This window comes from Kytococcus sedentarius DSM 20547 (genome assembly GCF_000023925.1).
GTDB lineage: Bacteria > Actinomycetota > Actinomycetes > Actinomycetales > Dermatophilaceae > Kytococcus > Kytococcus sedentarius.
Genome location: NC_013169.1, coordinates 1 through 16,595 on the forward strand (window position 1 = coordinate 1; position 16,595 = coordinate 16,595).

Here is a 16,595-nt window from a genome sequence, read left to right on the forward strand (position 1 = left end):
TTTTCCCGCCTCACGCGGTCAATTCCAGCTGCTCGTGCGCTACCCCCACCCTGTGGACAACGGCTATCGTGTGCCGACCCGACCCTTGAGGATGGGTTCGTCCACAGGCTGTGGACGTCGGTGTTGACGACGCCCGTGGCGCCACGCACCGGACCACGGCTCTGGGGACACGCTTGTGCACTCCGCCCGGACCGCTGTGAGGACCCCTGTGAGCCAGACCCCCGACGACCACGCCACCGCCATCTGGCAGGAGGCCATGGTCCACCTCCAGGGAGCAGGCCTGGCCCCGCGCGACATCGGGGTGCTCCGGCTGGCCACGCTCGTGGGTCTGCTGGAGGGCACTGCCCTGCTCGCGGTGAAGTACGACCACGTCAAGGACGCCGTCGAGGGGCACCTGCGCGAGGACGTGTCCACCGCCCTGGCGGAGGTCCTGGACCGTGACATCCGGCTGGCCGTCTCGGTGGACCCCGATGCGGTGAGCGCCGCCCAGGAGGAGGCCGCACCCCCGGCCCCGTCCCCGGCCGATGAGGACGACCCGGCCACAGGTGAGGGACCGTTGTCCACAGCTGTGGACGGAGCCGTGGAAAAGCACGAGGGAAGCAGTCCGGCACGTGCCGGGGAATCGGTGGCGCCGGCCACGACGGCCAGCCTGACGGCGACAAACTCCTCACCCGGTGTGGAGCGCGATTACTCCGCGCTGAACCACAAGTACACTTTCGACACCTTCGTGCTGGGGTCGTCGAACCGTTTCGCCCACGCCGCAGCGACCGCCGTGGCCGAAGCCCCCGCCCGCGCCTACAACCCGCTGTTCATCTACGGCGGATCAGGTCTGGGCAAGACCCACCTGTTGCACGCCATCGGCCACTACGCCCGCACCCTGGATTCCTCGGTGCGCGTGAAGTACGTGAACTCGGAGGAGTTCACCAACCAGTTCATCAACGCGGTCTCGGCCGGCCAGGCGAATGCCTTCCAGCGCCAGTACCGCGATGTGGACGTCCTGCTCATCGACGACATCCAGTTCCTGCAGGGCAAGGAGCAGACGATGGAGGAGTTCTTCCACACCTTCAACACCCTGCACAACAGCGAGAAGCAGATCGTCATCACCTCCGACCAGCCCCCGAAGAAGCTCAGTGGCTTCGCCGAGCGCATGCGCTCGCGTTTCGAGTGGGGTCTGCTCACCGACGTGCAGCCGCCGGACCTGGAGACCCGCATCGCGATCCTCCGGCGCAAGGCAGCGGCCGACAAGCTGGACATCCCCGATGACGTGCTCCACCTCATCGCGTCGAAGATCTCCTCGAACATCCGCGAGCTCGAGGGGGCCCTGACCCGGGTGACGGCCTTCGCGAGCCTGTCCGGGTCGCCCCTGGACGAGTACCTGGCCCGCACGGTGCTCAAGGACGTGATGCCCGGCGGTGACAGCGGCCAGATCACGCCCACGATGATCCTGGAGGAGACCGCGGGGTACTTCGTCATCTCCGTCGAGGAGATCCAGGGCGCCTCCCGCTCGCGCAACCTGACCCGGGCCCGGCAGATCGCCATGTACCTGTGCCGCGAGCTCACGGACCTCTCGCTGCCGAAGATCGGCAAGGAGTTCGGCGGCCGCGACCACACGACCGTCATGCACGCCGAGCGCAAGATCAAGCAGCTGCTCGGGGAGGACCGCCGGGTCTACGACGAGGTGAGCGAGCTCACCAGCATCATCCGCAAGAAGGCGGCGCGCGGCCGCTGACCGCCCGGGCCACCCCCGCATCCGACCGGTCCTCCACAAGCTCGTCGACAGGCCGGGTGGACCCCGGCGGCCCGGAACGGCGGGACGCTTGACAGCCTTCCCCCGGTTGTCCACAGCGTGTGGACAACCATGTGGATGTGGAGAACGGCCGTTCGACCCGCTCACGACCGCCTGTCTGCGGCACCCCTGTGAACGGACCTGTGGGCTGGTGTGCACGACCGGCCCTGCGCAGTGGACGCCGAGCCGCCTGGCTGTGGGGACGGTTGGGGAAGCCGCGGCGCCGTCCCCATCACCCCGCCGCGGTCCACATCCTGCGTGCACGGGTCGTCAACAGGCGGGATCGGTGGCAGCAGGCCACGGACGGGGGCTCATCCACAGGATCCACAGGACCGATGACGATGACGACTCCTCTTCTCCATGATGGGTGTGTGCACCGCGTACGTGAGGGGTGGCGGTGTCGACCCCGAGGCGAGGACCTGATGGTCCGGGGAGGGCAGCAGATCAGCGGTGGCGCGCTACGCTTCGCCCGGACGTGAAGGGCCCGCGGGGGTCGGCGTGCCGATCCACACCAGAGCAGTGAGGAAGCCATGGAGTTCCAGGTTCAGCGAGATGTGTTGTCCGAGGCGGTCGCATGGGTCGTGCGCGGCCTGACCAACCGTCCGCCCGTCCCGGTGCTCGCCGGTGTGCGGCTCGTCGCGGACCCGGCCGGCACGCTGACCCTCTCCGCCTTCGACTACGAGGTCTCCGGCGAGGTCACCGTGGAGGCCGACGTCGTGACCGGTGGCGAGGCCCTGGTCCTGGGTCGCCTGTTGTCGGAGATCTCCCGGTCCCTGCCGGACAAGCCGGTCCGCATCCAGCAGGACGGGGGCAAGCTGCAGGTGACCTGTGGCTCCAGCCGCTTCGCCCTGCTGGAGATGCCGCTGGCGGACTACCCCTCCCTGCCCACCTCGCCCGAGGCCAGCGGCACCGTCGACGGCGCTCTGTTCACCAAGGCCGTCGCGCAGGTCTCCGTCGCGGCCGACCGCAGCGATGCACTCCCCATCCTCACCGGGGTGCACGTGGAGTTCGATGGCGAGCGCATCACGATGCTGGCGACCGACCGGTACCGCATGGCCCGTCGGGAGCTGACCTGGACGCCCCGCGACCCCTCCGCCCACCACGTGGCACTGGTGCCCTCCCGCACCCTGTCGGACACCGCCAAGAGCCTGGGCGCCGTCGGGTCGGTGGACATTGCCCTGGGGGACGAGGCAGGCGGGAAGGGCCTCATCGGCTTCGCTGCCGGACAGCGCCACAGCACGACGCGCCTTCTCGATGGCGAGTACCCGAAGGTCTCGAGCATCTTCCCCACCACGAGCGACGTGGACGCGGTCATGGAGACCAGTGCCCTGGTGGAGGCCATCAAGCGCGTGTCGCTGGTGGCCGAGCGCACCACCCCGGTTCGCCTGCGTTTCACGCCCGGGTCGGTCGCCATCGAGGCGGGCACCGGTGACGACGCCCAGGCCTCCGAGGCCGTCGAGTGCACCCTGGACGGCGACGAGATCGACGTGGCCTTCAACCCCGGCTTCCTGCTGGACGGCCTGGGTGCGCTGGGCACCCCCTTCGCCCGCATGTCCTTCACCCAGCCGGGCAAGCCCGCGCTGCTGACCGGGCAGGCCGAGGCCGACGGCGAGGCGGACGACGCCTTCAGCTACGTGATCATGCCGGTGCGCTTTCCCGGCGCCTGAGCTGCGGCGCTCGTAGACTCCACCACGCACCACACACCCCCTCGACACCCAGGAGTGGTCATGCAACTCGGACTCGTCGGCCTCGGCAAGATGGGCGGCAACATGAAGACCCGGCTCGAGCGGGCCGGTCACGAGGTGGTCGGCTTCGACCTGGACCCGCAGCTGCGGGACGTCGACAGCCTGCAGGCCTTGGTGGAGGCCCTGGAGGGCCCGCGCGTGGTCTGGGTGATGGTGCCGCACGGCAAGCCCACCCGGAACACCATCGAGGAGCTGGCCAAGCACCTCCAGCCCGGTGACCTCGTGATCGAGGGCGGCAACTCGCCCTACCAGGACGACTTTGTCCACGACGAGCTGCTGTCCGCCAAGGGCATCGGGTACGTCGACTGCGGTGTCTCCGGTGGCATCTGGGGCCTGGACAACGGCTACGGCCTGATGTGCGGTGGGCGTCCGGAGCACGTCGAGAAAGCCATGCCGATCTTCGACGCCCTGCGCCCCGAGGGGCCGCGGGAGGAGGGCTTCGTCCACGCCGGTGAGGTGGGTGCGGGCCACTACTCGAAGATGGTGCACAACGGCATCGAGTACGGCCTCATGGCGGCCTACGCCGAGGGGTACGAGCTGCTCATGGCCAAGGAGATCGTCAAGGACGTCCCGGGGGCCTTCAAGGCCTGGAGCCGCGGCACGGTCGTGCGCTCCTGGCTGCTGGACCTGCTGGTGGACGCCCTGGAGCAGAACCCGGGCCTGAAGGACGTCTCCGGCTACACCACCGACTCCGGGGAGGGCCGCTGGACGGTCATCGAGGGGGTCGAGAACGCGGTGCCGATGCCGGTGATCTCTGCAGCGCTGTTCTCCCGCTTCACCTCGCGCCAGGAGAACTCTCCGGCGATGCAGGCCGTCGCCGCCCTGCGCGGTGGTTTCGGCGGGCACGAGGTCATGACCTTCGGCGACGAGCCCTGGGACCGTCCCAAGCAGGTCCACCAGGCGGCGGAGCCCGCGGACACCCAGGGCGAGGCCACCCCGGGAGCCGTCGACGACGAGGCGTGAGCGCCTGCGTGTCGGCCGCTGACGCATGAGACTGCGCCACCTGGCGGTCCGTGACTTCCGCTCCTACGAGCAGGCGGACCTGGACCTGCCTGCCGGGGTGACCGTGTTCGTGGGGCGCAATGGTCAGGGCAAGACCAACCTGGTGGAGGCCGCGGGCTATCTCGCGACCCTGGGCTCGCACCGGGTGAGCTCCGACCAGCCCCTGGTGCGGGTGGGGGCGGAGCACGCCATCATCCGCGGCGCGGTGGACCACGACGGCCGCGAGACGGTGCTGGAGCTGCAGATCAACCCCGGCCGCGCCAACCGGGCGCAGCTGGGGCGCTCCCCGGTGCCGCGGGCCAGGGACGTCCTGGGCACCCTGCGGACGGTGCTCTTCGCCCCGGAGGACCTGGCCCTGGTGAAGGGTGATCCTGCGGGGCGCCGGGCCTTCCTGGACGCCCTGCTGGTGGCCCGGCAGCCGCGGTGGGCCGGGGTGCAGGCGGACTATGCCCAGGCGCTCAAGCAGCGCAATGCCCTGCTGCGGGACGTCCGGGCGTCGCGCTCGGCGCCGTCCTCCTCCACCGTGGCGATGCTGGAGGCCTGGGACGAGCATCTCGCGGTGGGGGGCGCTTCCCTCCTCTACGCACGTCTACGACTTGTTCAAGACTTACGGAGATTCGTGGAGAAGGCCTATCGACAGGTCAGCGAAGCCGCCTCGGAGGCAGGTCTGACCTACCGCTGGTCGCTCGTGGGGGACGAGGCCGACGCCGCGCTCTCCGGGTTGACCGGGGGCGGACCAGTGCCGGAACGTGACGACCTCGCGCGCCTGTTCTCCGCCTCCCTGGGCGCGATGCGGCAGCGCGAGCTCGAGCGCGGAATCACCCTGGTGGGCCCGCATCGTGACGACCTCGACCTCACTCTCGGACCGGTGCCGGCGAAGGGGTATGCGAGCCACGGGGAGTCGTGGTCGCTGGCGCTCTCCCTGCGTCTGGCCGCCTTCGAGCTGCTGCGCACGGACCTGGGGACCGACCCGGTGCTGGTGCTGGACGACGTGTTCGCCGAGCTCGACACGGGGCGCCGCGAGCGCCTCGCCGAGCTGGTGGCCGATGCGGAGCAGGTGTTGGTGACCGCGGCCGTGGAGACCGACGTGCCGCAGACCCTGCGGGAGCGGGCCCACCACGTGGATGTCGTGCTCGGGAGTGCGGAGGCCCGATCGTGAGCGCCGCCGCCCCGGGTCCGGGGGATCGGCCGGGCGCTGGCAACCCCCATCAGGGCGACGCGCACCAGCAGCCGGTTGGCGGGGCCTCATCCGAGGAGGAACTGGATGCCGCGGACCTGAGCCTCGCCCGGATGCGGGACATGGCTCGCTCGCGAGGGCTGCGCCCCGGCGCGCCGGGGCGGCGTTCGCGGAAGCGACCGGGCGGCCCGGCCGGCACCTCCGGCAAGGGACGACGCGATCCGCAGACCCTGGGGGCGGAGTTCTCGCGGATGATCGACGACCGTGGCTGGGGGGACGAGCTGAAGGTCGGGCGTGTGATGGGTGACTGGGTCGGGATCGTGGGCCCAGACGTCGCGGCGCACAGCCTGCCGGAGTCCTTCGAGGAGGGCGTGTTGCTGGTGCGCGCGGAGTCCTCCACCTGGGCCACGCAGCTGACGATGTTGACCGCCACCCTGCAGAAGCGCCTGGATGACGAGCTGGGCTTCGGGGTGGTGACCTCGGTGCGGGTCGTGGGGCCGGCGGCGCCGAGCTGGAAGCACGGCCGCCGGCGGGTCCAGGGGCAGGGTCCGCGCGACACCTACGGGTGATCGGCCAGGGGCCCCTGTGATCGACGAAGGGGGTCGGAGACGTACCGGGAGACGGTAGGGGGCTCGTTCAGGCGCCGGGGGTGGCGCCGCGCACCGCTATCGGGGTGCTGACGTTGAGGATGCGAGGCGGAGATCGGGGCTGAACTTGGTAGAATGCACTGTTCACCGTTCTTCCGCGCGCACGCGCGCGTGAGGAACGGTGGCGCCCGCCAGCAACCACCCATCCAGGGAGTCCCGTGGCCGACCAGCCGATTCAGACTGACCAGCAGGCACCGTCCTACGATGCGAGCTCCCTCCAGGTCCTCGAGGGGCTGGAGGCGGTCCGCAAGCGCCCCGGCATGTACATCGGCTCCACCGGTGAGCGGGGCCTGCACCACCTGGTGTGGGAGATCGTCGACAACGCGGTGGACGAGCACCTCGCGGGGCACGCCGACCGCATCGAGGTCACGATCCTGCCGGACAACGCGATCCGCGTGGTGGACAACGGACGAGGCATCCCCACCGACGTCCACGCCAAGGAGGGCATCTCCGGCGTGGAGCTCGTGCTCACCCAGCTGCACGCCGGTGGAAAGTTCGGTGGCGACAGCTATGCGGTCTCCGGTGGTCTGCACGGCGTGGGCTCCTCGGTGGTGAACGCCCTGTCCAGCCGCTTCGAGGTGGAGGTGCGCCAGAAGGGCCACGTCTTCCGCCAGTCCTTCACCGTCGGCGTCCCGGACGCCCCGCTGTCGAAGGACGAGGAGATCGCCGAGGACGTCACCGGCACCACGATCACCTACTGGCCCAGCGCCGAGATCTTCGACACCACGGTGATCGACTTCGAGACCCTGCGGGCCCGGTTCCAGCAGACCTGCTTCCTCAACAAGGGCCTGACCATCCAGCTCACCGACGAGCGCCCCCGCGTGACGGACGCCGACGACGAGGGCCTGGACGACGTGGACACCGACATCGCCGAGGGCCTCGAGGAGCACGAGGACGGCACCCCCATCGAGGACGGGCAACCCGATGCGGACCAGCCGGCCACCGCGGCCGCCACCAAGCCGCGCACGGTCACCTACCGCTACGACGACGGCCTGTTGGACTACGTGCGCCACCTCAACAACTCGAAGAAGACCCAGCCGGTCAACGACGAGATCATCGCCTTCGAGACCGAGGACTCCGAGCGGATGCTCCAGTGCGAGGTCGCGATGCAGTGGACCTCGTCCTACTCGGAGTCGGTCCACACCTACGCGAACTCGGTGAACACCCACGAGGGCGGCACCCACGAGGAGGGCTTCCGCGCGGCCCTCACACGCCTGGTGAACGAGTTCGCCCGCGCCAACAAGCTGCTCAAGGAGAAGGACCCGGCCCTCACCGGCGAGGACGTCCGCGAGGGCCTGACCGCCGTCATCTCGGTGAAGCTGGGCGAGCCGCAGTTCGAGGGGCAGACCAAGACCAAGCTGGGCAACTCCGAGGTCAAGGGCTTCGTGCAGCGCGCGATGGCCGACCAGCTCGGCCACTGGCTGGAGGCCCACCCGGGCGAGGGCAAGGCCATCGTCGGCAAGGCCGTCCAGGCCGCCCAGGCGCGCCTGGCGGCCCGCAAGGCCCGTGAGGCCACCCGTCGCAAGGGCCTGCTGGAGTCCGGCGGCCTGGCCGCCAAGCTGAAGGACTGCCAGAGCAACGACCCCACGGTCTCGGAGATCTTCATCGTCGAGGGTGACTCCGCCGGCGGGTCAGCCATCGCCGGGCGGAACCCCTTCAACCAGGCCATCCTGCCGCTGCGCGGGAAGATCCTGAACGTCGAGAAGGCGCGGCTCGACCGCATCCTGTCGAACACGGAGGTGCAGGCGCTCATCTCCAGCTTCGGCACCGGCATCGGCGAGGAGTTCGACATCACCCGCGCCCGGTACCACAAGATCGTCCTCATGGCCGACGCCGACGTCGACGGCATGCACATTCGCACGCTGCTGCTGACCTTGCTCTTCCGCTTCATGAAGCCGCTGATCGAGCACGGCTACGTGTACCTCGCGCAGCCGCCGCTGTACCGCCTGAAGTGGACGAACGCCGAGCACGACTTCGCGTTCACCGACCGCGAGCGCGACGCCCTGACCGAGGCCGGAGTGGCCAAGGGCCGCCGCCTGCCGAAGGAGAACGGCGTGCAGCGCTACAAGGGTCTGGGCGAGATGAATTATCAGGAGCTGTGGGAGACCACGATGGACCCCGACAACCGGGTGCTGCGCCAGGTGACCATGGACGACGCCGCCGCGGCCGACCAGGTCTTCTCGGTGCTGATGGGCGAGGACGTGGAGTCGCGCCGGTCCTTCATCCAGCGCAACGCCCACGACGTGCGCTTCCTGGACATCTGATCCGATGCGGGGCAGCGGGCGCCGTGGACGCCTGTCGATCCCGTTCTCTGAGACTTTCTAGCGATTAACAGATACTGAGGGATACACCGTGAGTGAACAGCCCCCGCAGGACCCGAACGAGCAGGACCTCCCGCAGGACGACGTCGTCCTGCCCCCGGTGGTGAACAACGGCCCGGAGATCCCCCAGCACGGCCGCATCGAGCCGGTGGACCTGTCGTCCGAGATGCAGCGCAGCTACATCGAGTACGCCATGAGCGTGATCGTCTCCCGCGCGCTGCCGGACGTCCGCGACGGCCTCAAGCCGGTGCACCGCCGCATCGTCTACGCCATGTACGACGGCGGCTACCGCCCCGACCGCTCGTACAACAAGTGCGCCCGCGTGGTCGGCGACGTGATGGCGAACTACCACCCGCACGGTGACAGCGCCATCTACGACGCGATGGTGCGCCTCTCCCAGCCGTGGTCCATGCGCTACCCGCTGATCGACGGCCAGGGCAACTTCGGCTCCGCCGGCGACGACGGCCCCGCTGCCCCCCGGTACACAGAGTGCCGCATGCAGCCGCTGGCCATGGAGCTGGTGCGCGACATCACCGAGGACACGGTCGACTTCGAGCCCAACTACGACGGCCGCACCATGCAGCCGACCGTGCTGCCGGCGCGCTTCCCCAACCTGCTGGTCAACGGCTCGGCCGGCATCGCGGTCGGCATGGCCACGCAGATCCCGCCGCACAACCTCCGCGAGGTCGCCGAGGGGTGCCAGTGGCTGCTGGACAACCCCGAGGCCACCAAGGAGGAGCTGCAGGAGAAGCTGCTCCAGGTCATCAAGGGTCCGGACTTCCCCACCGGCGCGCTCATCATGGGCCGCTCCGGCATCGAGGACGCCTACCGCACCGGCCGCGGCTCCATCACCATGCGCGCCGTCGTCGAGGTGGAGGAGATCCAGGGCCGCACCTGCCTGGTGGTCACCGAGCTGCCCTACCAGGTGAACCCCGACGCCCTGGCCCGCAAGATCGCCGAGCTGGTCAAGACCGGCAAGCTGCAGGGCATCGCCGACCTGCGCGACGAGACCTCCGGCCGCACCGGCCAGCGCCTCGTGATCGTGCTCAAGCGCGACGCGGTGGCCAAGGTCGTGCTGAACAACCTTTACAAGCACACCCAGCTGCAGCAGAACTTCGGCGCGAACATGCTTGCCCTGGTGGACGGGGTGCCGCGCACGCTGCCGATCAACGCCTTCGTCCGCCACTGGGTGGACCACCAGGTCGAGGTCATCGTCCGTCGCACGCGCTACCGCCTGAAGCGGGCAGAGGAGCAGATCCACATCCTGCGCGGTCTGCTCAAGGCCCTGGACGCCCTCGATGAGGTGATCGCCCTCATCCGCCGCTCGCCCACCGTGGAGCAGGCGCGCGACGGCCTGATGGATCTGCTGGACATCGACGAGGTGCAGGCACGCGCCATCCTCGACATGCAGCTGCGCCGCCTGGCCGCGCTGGAGCGCCAGAAGATCATCGACGAGCACGACCGGCTGCAGGCCCTCATCGAGGACCTCGAGGACATCCTGGCCACCCCGGCCCGCCAGCGCACGATTATCAGTGAGGAGCTCGCCGCGATCGTGGAGCAGTACGGCGACGAGCGACGCACGGAGATCGTGCCGAGCGACGCCGAGGTCAACATGGAGGACCTCATCCCCGACGAGAACGTGGTGGTCACCATCACCCGCGGCGGGTACGCCAAGCGCATCCGCGTGGACGCCTACCGCTCGCAGCGCCGCGGCGGCAAGGGCGTGCGCGGCACCACGCTGCGCGCCGACGACGTGGTCGACCACTTCTTCACCACCCAGACGCACGGCTGGCTGTTGTTCTTCACCGATGCGGGGCGCGTCTACCGGGCGCGGGCCTGGGAGCTGCCGGAGGGCTCGCGCGACTCCAAGGGCCAGCACGTCGCCAACATCATGGCCTTCGGCCCGGACGAGAAGATCGCCCAGGTGCTGACCATCAAGGACTACCAGGCGGCCCCCTACCTGGTGCTCGCCACGAAGAACGGCCTGGTCAAGAAGACCCGCCTCACCGAGTACGACTCCCCCCGTTCCGGTGGCCTGATCGCCGTGAACCTGCGGGAGGGTGACGAGCTGGTGGGTGCAGAACTGGTCTCGGACGCCGACGACATCCTCATGGTCAGCCGCAAGGGGCAGAGCCTGCGCTTCACCGCATCGGACGACCAGATCCGCCCGATGGGGCGCGCCACCTCCGGTGTGACCGGCATGCGCTTCCGAGGTGACGACGAGCTGCTCGCGATGCGGGTGGTCCCCTCCGACGCCGAGGACGCCGAGGTCTTCGTGGTCTTCCAGTCCGGCATGGCCAAGCGCACGGCGGTGGACCAGTACCGCGTCCAGGGCCGTGGTGGACTCGGCGTGAAGGTGGCCAAGGCCTCCGACAAGGGCGGCGACCTGGTGGGCGCCCTCGTGGTCGGGCAGCAGGACGAGGTCATGGTGGTCATGAGCTCGGGCAAGGTGGTCCGCAGCCGCGTCGACGAGGTGCGCATGACCGGGCGCGACACCTCCGGCGTACGCTTCGCCGACCCGGGCAAGAAGGAGCACATCGTGGCGGTTGCACGCACCCACGCCGAGGAGGAGGAGGCCGCCGAGCAGGTGGCTGACGCCGAGGCCGAGCAGGCTGCCGAGGCGCAGGCCACGGCGGCCACCGGAGAGGACGAGCAGTGAGCAGCGGCGACCGCCGGGCCCCGGCGACCCGCCGCAGCCGCTCAGGTTCCGGCTCCGGTGGCGCGGCGCGGTTGGACCTGCGGTCCCTCTACGGGGGCGGGTCCGGTGAGCGCCGCACCCTGAACCGGTCCACGGTGGGTTCGGTGGACCTGTGGTCTGCCTTCAAGCTGTCCTTCCTCACCGGCGTCGGTCTGGGCCTGGCGATCGTGGCGGGTGTGACCCTGCTGTGGTTCGCGCTGTCCACTGTGGGTGTCTTCGACGACGTGAACAAGCTCGTCGGCGAGTTGGCGGGCACCGACGCCGAGCAGGGTGGCGGGTCCACCCTGACCGACCTGCTGGGTCTGGGCACGGTGCTCACGTTCACCACGGTGTTCGCCGTGATCAACACCTTGGTGATGACGCTGCTGGGCACGCTGCTGGCGCTGGTCTACAACCTCATGGCGGCCCTGGTGGGCGGCCTGCGCGTGGACCTCATCGAGGACTGAGCGCCACACTCCGACCGCGCCCCCCGGACCCTCCACCGGGGGGCGCGGTCGATTGGCGCGATGCGGGATGTGTGCTGTACCGTAGCCCCTCGCGTCACGATCTTCTCGTGGAGCGCACGGGCCTATAGCTCAGTCGGTTAGAGCGCTGTCCTGATAAGACAGAGGTCACTGGTTCAAGTCCAGTTAGGCCCACCCACCACCTCCCCAGGGGGCCTTGGCGCAATTGGTAGCGCATCTGCTTTGCAAGCAGAGGGTTAGGGGTTCGAGTCCCCTAGGCTCCACAGGTTGACGAAGAGCCCGTTCGACGCAGCAGCGTCGGACGGGCTCCTCGCATGTCCGGGGCCATCGGGCTGCGCTGGGAGTGACCGGCTAACCTCCAGACATGCCGACTATCGCCCGTGCCGAGAACGTTGCGTACGTCGATCGCGAGGACGAGGTGGTCGTCGCGCTGCTGCCGTCCGGGCCGCTGCGGATCCTGCAAGGACCGGCGGTGGTCGTCTGGGACCTGGTGGGTGAGGGTGCCCTGGAGCGCGACGAGCTGATCGCGCAGGTGCTGGCCTCCTACGGCGAGTACCCGCCCGAGGCGCCGGCACAGCTCTCCGAGGCGATCGATCTGCTGCTCGCCGAGGGTTTCCTCACCGCGTAGGCTGCGGTCATGAAGAAGATCCTGTTGGCCGGAGCGGTCGCCGGTGCCGCCCTGATGATTGCCCGCACGCTCGACCAGAGCGCGAAGACCTCCGAACTGTGGTCCGCCGCCACGGCAGACCTGCCCGGTCAGGTCTGACCCGTCCGGTACGCCGAAGGGCCGGCTCCCCGCGTGGGGGCCGGCCCTTCGGTGTACCGGGGTGTACCCGGCTCAGGAGTGCGTCAGTTGCGCAGCCACTTGGCGTCGGTCTGCTCGCTGGCCTCCTTGACCGAGTCCCGCGCCGGGTCCTCGATCGTGGGGTTCGGGCCCGTGTAGGGGTCACCGGTGGTGTCGGCCGGGCGGGCATCGCGCGGGTTCAGGCGCTCACCCACGGTCGGGATCGACTGCGTCGGGGCGTTGTCGCCGGCGATGTCATCGGCCCGGTCGGCGTACCCGGTCGCGATGGGGCCGGTGTTGGCCGGGTCCTCGAAGCGACGCTCGGTGCGGGTCACCGTGGCGTCCGTGGCCGGGTTCTCGTCCACCTTCTCGTGCAGCGGACGGCTCTCCACCACGGTCTTCTCGGTGGTGCGCTGGACGGTCGTCTCGGCCGTGTCCGGCGTCGCCGCACCCGCAGCGGGGGTGGTGGCTGCGCCGGCCGTGGTCCCGGAGGCCAGGGCGGACACGGGGCGGTCCACGTTCTCCTCGCGGGCCGCGGCGGCCTCGGACGGGGTCAGGTGCACCTTCTCGCCGGCGGTCGGCGCGGGCTCGGTGGCCGCAGTGGACCGCATGCCGGCGCCCGGGTTGGCGGCGGCCGAGACCGCACGACGGCCACTGGTGGCCGCCCACGGGTCGTCCGAGGACGACACCCGCTGCCACGGGTCACCCTGGCGGCGCTTCTGGTCGGTGTACCAGAAGTACGCGGCACCGCCCAGCATGGCCAGGCCGAGCACCATCAGGACGCCGCCCTTGCGCTTCGGCGTGCGGACGGTCTCACCGGCCACCACCGAGAGCGCGCCACCCTGGGCAGCGGCGTTGTTCTTGGCGTCCACGGTGTCGTCCACCATGCCCTGCAGCTTGGGCAGGAGCTCCTCGACGATCCAGTCGCGGGCCTGGTCCACCTTCTCCGGGGCCGCGTCCAGGCCGTGGGTCACGGACTCGGCGCCGTGGTCCACACCCTCGTCGAGGCCGTGGGCGGCCTTGGAGCGGCCGCTGGCGAACGCAGCGGCAACGGTCGGGATGAGGGCACCGAGCGCGGAACCGGCGCTCTTCGCCGAGGCGGACACACCCTCCGCGGTGTGCTCACCGAGCTTCTTGGCACGCTCCCCTGCGTCGTGCGATGCGTCGGCGGCGGCGTGGAAGCGCGTGCGGGCGCTCTCGGCCCAGCGCTCGCTCGCGGTCTTCTTGCGGAACGGGTTGTCGATCACGAATCCTCCTCGGTCGTGGGCTCTGCCCCCCATCCTGCCCTGAACCCCCGCGCCTTCTCCACCCGGTCCGCGCCGAGGCTCCGTCTGTGACAATGGGGACATGAACATCACGCTGCACACGAACCTCGGGGACATCCCCGTCGAGCTCTTCGAGAACCACGCCCCCAAGACCGTCGAGAACTTCGTCGGCCTCGCCCAGGGCACCAAGGAGTACAAGGACGACGCGGGCCGCACCAACCCGACGCCCTTCTACGACGGGCTGGGCTTCCACCGCATCATCGAGGGCTTCATGATCCAGGGCGGCTGCCCGCTGGGCACCGGCACCGGCGGCCCGGGCTACACCTTCGACGACGAGATCTCCCCCGATCTCGCCTACGACCGCCCCTACCTGCTCGCGATGGCCAACGCCGGCACCCGCATGGGCAAGGGCACCAACGGCTCGCAGTTCTTCATCACCGTGACCCCCACCCCGCACCTGCAGGGAAAGCACACCATCTTCGGTGAGGTGAAGGACGCCGCCGGCCAGGCCGTCGTCGACAAGATCGCCGCCGTCCCGACCGGCCGCATGGACGCCCCGGTCGAGAAGGTCGAGATCACCAGCGTCACCGTCAACGACTGACGACCCGGCTGGACCACCGAGATGAGCACACCTGCGTTCGGTGAGTCCGACGCGCACCACCCCTCCTCGAGGGGGGGCGGTGCGCCCGTCTGCCCGCGGCACCCCGACCGCACCAGCTACCTCTCCTGCCAGCGGTGCGGTCGCCCCGCGTGCGGGGAGTGCCAGCGGGACGCGCCGGTCGGCATCCAGTGCGTCGACTGCGTCCGGTCGGCCTCGCGCGCGATGCCGGCCCAGCGCTCCACGCTGGGGGGACGCCGCTTCGGGAACCTCGGCGACATGCCCGTCACCTACGGCCTCATCGGCATCTGCGTCGGGGTGTGGGTGCTGCAGCTGCTCTTCCCCCGACTCACCCTCGAGGGGGCCTTCGTCCCCGGGCTGGCCGACTCCGAGCCGTGGCGCTTCCTGACCTCGGCCTTCCTGCACGATCCCTCCGGCCCCATGCACCTCATGTTCAACATGTTCGCCCTGTGGACGGTGGGTGGCTACCTGGAGAAGCTGCTGGGGCAGCTGCGCTTCGCCGCCCTCTACCTGGTGAGCGGCTTCGGGGGCGGCGTGGGATCGCTGCTGCTCTCGGCGCCCCCGGACCTGGAGGCCCGCTCGGTGGGGGACTGGTTCTCGCCCAGCGTGGGTGCCTCGGGGGCCGTGTTCGGCCTGTTCCTGGCGCTCCTGGTGGTCGACCACGCCCGGGGACGGACGATCACCCCGATGCTGGCCCTCATCGCGGTCAATCTGGTGATCGGCTTCGTCTACCCGAACATCGAGTGGCAGGCGCACCTCGGCGGCGCGGTGACCGGCGCGGTGATCGCCTGGGGGATGACCCGCGGCTCGCGCACCCGCAGCCCGGCCTTGGTGTGGGGTGTGATCGCCGGCGTCACCGCGCTCCTGCTGGTGGCGACGGTGGTGCGGTACCTCACGGTGCCGGACCTGCTGGTCAGCCTCTGACCTGCCGAATCACACCCGTGTAGTTCTGTCCCCAGCCTGTGGACGACGTGTGGACAGACCTAGCAGGGTCACTGCCAGCGCGTCGCGACGAGGAAGCCTGCGAGCAGGAAACCCATGCCGGCGGCCACGTTGTAGTAGCCCCACGCGCCCACCGGGTACTCACCCTGGGTCACGTAGTAGACGACCACCCACAGCACACCCAGCACCATGAGGCCCACCATCGTGGGGACCAGCCACCGGGGGTTCATGCCCGACGGGCTGCCTTGGATCTCCTCGCGGCGGGGGTCGGTGGGCTCCTCGGCGTCGCGCAGCTCGGGGGGAAGGGTGCTCATGGTCTCTCCTGGGGATCAGGTCGGGATCGGACGTCGGTGGCCGCCATCTTGTCGCACCGTGCGTGGGAGACTGGTTCGGACTCGCCCACGGGCCCAGGAGGAACCGATGAGACCGCTGTGGAGGACCGCCGTGCCGGTGGTCACGGTGGCCGCGGGCCTGCTGTTCGGCATCTCGGCATCGGTGGCGGACGGGGACGACATCCGTCCCGAGAACCGGGGGCGCGCCGAGGCGCTGCGGGACCTCGAACAGGCGGTGGCGGGCAAGGAGGAGGAGGTCCTCGCGCTGCGGGCCGAGGTGGACTCCGCCGTGGAGCAGGAGGTGGGATCGCCGGGATCCGACGACCCGCTGGTGCGCGCGGCCGGCCTCTCGGAGGTCTCCGGCCCGGGTCTGGAGGTGGTCCTGGACGACTCCCCGCTGCGAGGCGACGAGGTGCCCGAGGGATTCGGGGCCAACGACCTGGTGATCCACCAGGAGCAGCTGCAGGCGGTGGTCAACGCGATGTGGGCCGGGGGTGCGGAGGCCGTGCAGCTCATGGACCAGCGCCTGGTCTCCACCTCGGCCGTGCGCTGCGTGGGCAACACGCTGATCCTCCAGGGGCGGGTGTACTCGCCGCCCTTCGTCGTGCGGGCCATCGGACCCGCAGACGACATGCGCGCGCAGCTGGACGCCTCCCTGGAGGTGCAGCTGATGCGGGAGTACACCTCCCTGCTGCAGCTCGGCTACACGGAGGACCCGGTGGACTCGATGACGGTCCCGGCCTTCCGCGGGGAGCTCCAGCTGGCTGCCACGCCGGCTGCCACCGACGCCTGAGGGAGCGTGCCGGAGCCCAC

15 protein-coding genes and 2 tRNA genes are annotated in these 16,595 nt (G+C 70.0%); 15 read left to right on the forward strand and 2 right to left on the reverse strand.

The window, feature by feature from the left end; all coding sequences use genetic code 11:
• Positions 1-256: 256 nt before the first annotated feature.
• The 12 genes from dnaA to KSED_RS15155 all read left to right on the forward strand — a co-directional run bounded on the left by dnaA (position 257) and on the right by KSED_RS15155 (position 12,606).
• On the forward strand, positions 257-1,729 hold the full coding sequence (dnaA, locus tag KSED_RS00005) for a chromosomal replication initiator protein DnaA (protein WP_049758582.1): 1,473 nt from the start codon (positions 257-259) through the stop codon (positions 1,727-1,729).
• A 587-nt stretch (positions 1,730-2,316) separates the two neighbouring features.
• Positions 2,317-3,453, forward strand: a complete 1,137-nt coding sequence (dnaN, locus tag KSED_RS00010; protein ID WP_012801521.1) for a DNA polymerase III subunit beta — start codon at positions 2,317-2,319, stop codon at positions 3,451-3,453.
• 60 nt (positions 3,454-3,513) lie between these two features.
• Positions 3,514-4,494 (forward strand): phosphogluconate dehydrogenase (NAD(+)-dependent, decarboxylating), encoded by a 981-nt coding sequence (gene gnd, locus KSED_RS00015; protein ID WP_012801522.1) that lies wholly within the window; start codon positions 3,514-3,516, stop codon positions 4,492-4,494.
• Positions 4,495-4,519: 25 nt separating this feature from the next.
• On the forward strand, positions 4,520-5,692 hold the full coding sequence (recF, locus tag KSED_RS00020; protein ID WP_012801523.1) for a DNA replication/repair protein RecF: 1,173 nt from the start codon (positions 4,520-4,522) through the stop codon (positions 5,690-5,692).
• A 140-nt stretch (positions 5,693-5,832) separates the two neighbouring features.
• The gene (locus KSED_RS00025; RefSeq protein ID WP_237699544.1) at positions 5,833-6,279 is read left to right on the forward strand and encodes a DciA family protein; all 447 of its coding nucleotides are present in this window, start codon (positions 5,833-5,835) and stop codon (positions 6,277-6,279) included.
• 236 nt (positions 6,280-6,515) lie between these two features.
• The gene (gene gyrB / locus KSED_RS00030; protein WP_012801525.1) at positions 6,516-8,621 is read left to right on the forward strand and encodes a DNA topoisomerase (ATP-hydrolyzing) subunit B; all 2,106 of its coding nucleotides are present in this window, start codon (positions 6,516-6,518) and stop codon (positions 8,619-8,621) included.
• Between the two features lie 88 nt (positions 8,622-8,709).
• Positions 8,710-11,337 (forward strand): DNA gyrase subunit A, encoded by a 2,628-nt coding sequence (gyrA, locus tag KSED_RS00035; RefSeq protein WP_012801526.1) that lies wholly within the window; start codon positions 8,710-8,712, stop codon positions 11,335-11,337.
• On the forward strand, positions 11,334-11,822 hold the full coding sequence (locus KSED_RS00040; protein WP_012801527.1) for a DUF3566 domain-containing protein: 489 nt from the start codon (positions 11,334-11,336) through the stop codon (positions 11,820-11,822). Before gyrA ends, KSED_RS00040 begins: the two co-directional genes overlap by 4 nt.
• A 118-nt stretch (positions 11,823-11,940) precedes the next feature.
• Positions 11,941-12,014, forward strand: a tRNA-Ile gene (locus KSED_RS00045).
• Positions 12,015-12,030: 16 nt separating this feature from the next.
• Positions 12,031-12,103, forward strand: a tRNA-Ala gene (locus KSED_RS00050).
• 101 nt (positions 12,104-12,204) lie between these two features.
• The gene (locus KSED_RS00055) at positions 12,205-12,468 is read left to right on the forward strand and encodes a hypothetical protein (RefSeq protein ID WP_012801528.1); all 264 of its coding nucleotides are present in this window, start codon (positions 12,205-12,207) and stop codon (positions 12,466-12,468) included.
• Positions 12,469-12,477: 9 nt separating this feature from the next.
• Positions 12,478-12,606 (forward strand): DLW-39 family protein, encoded by a 129-nt coding sequence (locus KSED_RS15155; RefSeq protein WP_012801529.1) that lies wholly within the window; start codon positions 12,478-12,480, stop codon positions 12,604-12,606.
• Between the two features lie 83 nt (positions 12,607-12,689).
• Here KSED_RS15155 and KSED_RS00060 read toward each other — a convergent pair whose 3' ends face one another.
• Entirely contained in the window at positions 12,690-13,871 is a 1,182-nt protein-coding gene (locus tag KSED_RS00060) for a hypothetical protein (RefSeq protein ID WP_012801530.1), read from the reverse strand.
• Positions 13,872-13,971: 100 nt separating this feature from the next.
• Here KSED_RS00060 and KSED_RS00065 point away from each other — a divergent pair, with 100 nt between their 5' ends.
• Entirely contained in the window at positions 13,972-14,490 is a 519-nt protein-coding gene (locus tag KSED_RS00065) for a peptidylprolyl isomerase (protein WP_012801531.1), read from the forward strand.
• A gap of 21 nt (positions 14,491-14,511) precedes the next feature.
• Positions 14,512-15,432: a rhomboid family intramembrane serine protease gene (locus KSED_RS00070; protein ID WP_012801532.1), complete on the forward strand. Its 921-nt coding sequence runs from the start codon at positions 14,512-14,514 to the stop codon at positions 15,430-15,432.
• Positions 15,433-15,500: 68 nt separating this feature from the next.
• Here the strand turns inward: KSED_RS00070 and KSED_RS00075 are convergent, their stop codons facing one another.
• Positions 15,501-15,764 carry a cell division protein CrgA gene (locus tag KSED_RS00075; protein WP_012801533.1) on the reverse strand — a complete coding sequence of 88 codons (264 nt, stop codon included), beginning with the start codon at positions 15,762-15,764 and terminating at the stop codon, positions 15,501-15,503.
• A 106-nt stretch (positions 15,765-15,870) separates the two neighbouring features.
• On the opposite strand from KSED_RS00075, the gene KSED_RS00080 reads away from it, so the two are divergent.
• A complete protein-coding gene (locus tag KSED_RS00080) occupies positions 15,871-16,575 on the forward strand; it encodes a DUF881 domain-containing protein (protein ID WP_012801534.1) in 705 nt (234 codons plus the stop codon).
• Positions 16,576-16,595: the final 20 nt, after the last annotated feature.

Coding starts and splice junctions, on each gene's coding strand:
- dnaA (WP_049758582.1), top strand. CDS start 257: ATGGTCCACCTCCAGGGAGCAGGCCTGGCCCCGCGCGACATCGGGGTG.
- dnaN (WP_012801521.1), top strand. CDS start 2,317: ATGGAGTTCCAGGTTCAGCGAGATGTGTTGTCCGAGGCGGTCGCATGG.
- gnd (WP_012801522.1), top strand. CDS start 3,514: ATGCAACTCGGACTCGTCGGCCTCGGCAAGATGGGCGGCAACATGAAG.
- recF (WP_012801523.1), top strand. CDS start 4,520: ATGAGACTGCGCCACCTGGCGGTCCGTGACTTCCGCTCCTACGAGCAG.
- KSED_RS00025 (WP_237699544.1), top strand. CDS start 5,833: ATGGCTCGCTCGCGAGGGCTGCGCCCCGGCGCGCCGGGGCGGCGTTCG.
- KSED_RS00055 (WP_012801528.1), top strand. CDS start 12,205: ATGCCGACTATCGCCCGTGCCGAGAACGTTGCGTACGTCGATCGCGAG.
- KSED_RS15155 (WP_012801529.1), top strand. CDS start 12,478: ATGAAGAAGATCCTGTTGGCCGGAGCGGTCGCCGGTGCCGCCCTGATG.
- KSED_RS00065 (WP_012801531.1), top strand. CDS start 13,972: ATGAACATCACGCTGCACACGAACCTCGGGGACATCCCCGTCGAGCTC.
- KSED_RS00070 (WP_012801532.1), top strand. CDS start 14,512: ATGAGCACACCTGCGTTCGGTGAGTCCGACGCGCACCACCCCTCCTCG.
- KSED_RS00075 (WP_012801533.1), bottom strand. CDS start 15,764: ATGAGCACCCTTCCCCCCGAGCTGCGCGACGCCGAGGAGCCCACCGAC.
- KSED_RS00080 (WP_012801534.1), top strand. CDS start 15,871: ATGAGACCGCTGTGGAGGACCGCCGTGCCGGTGGTCACGGTGGCCGCG.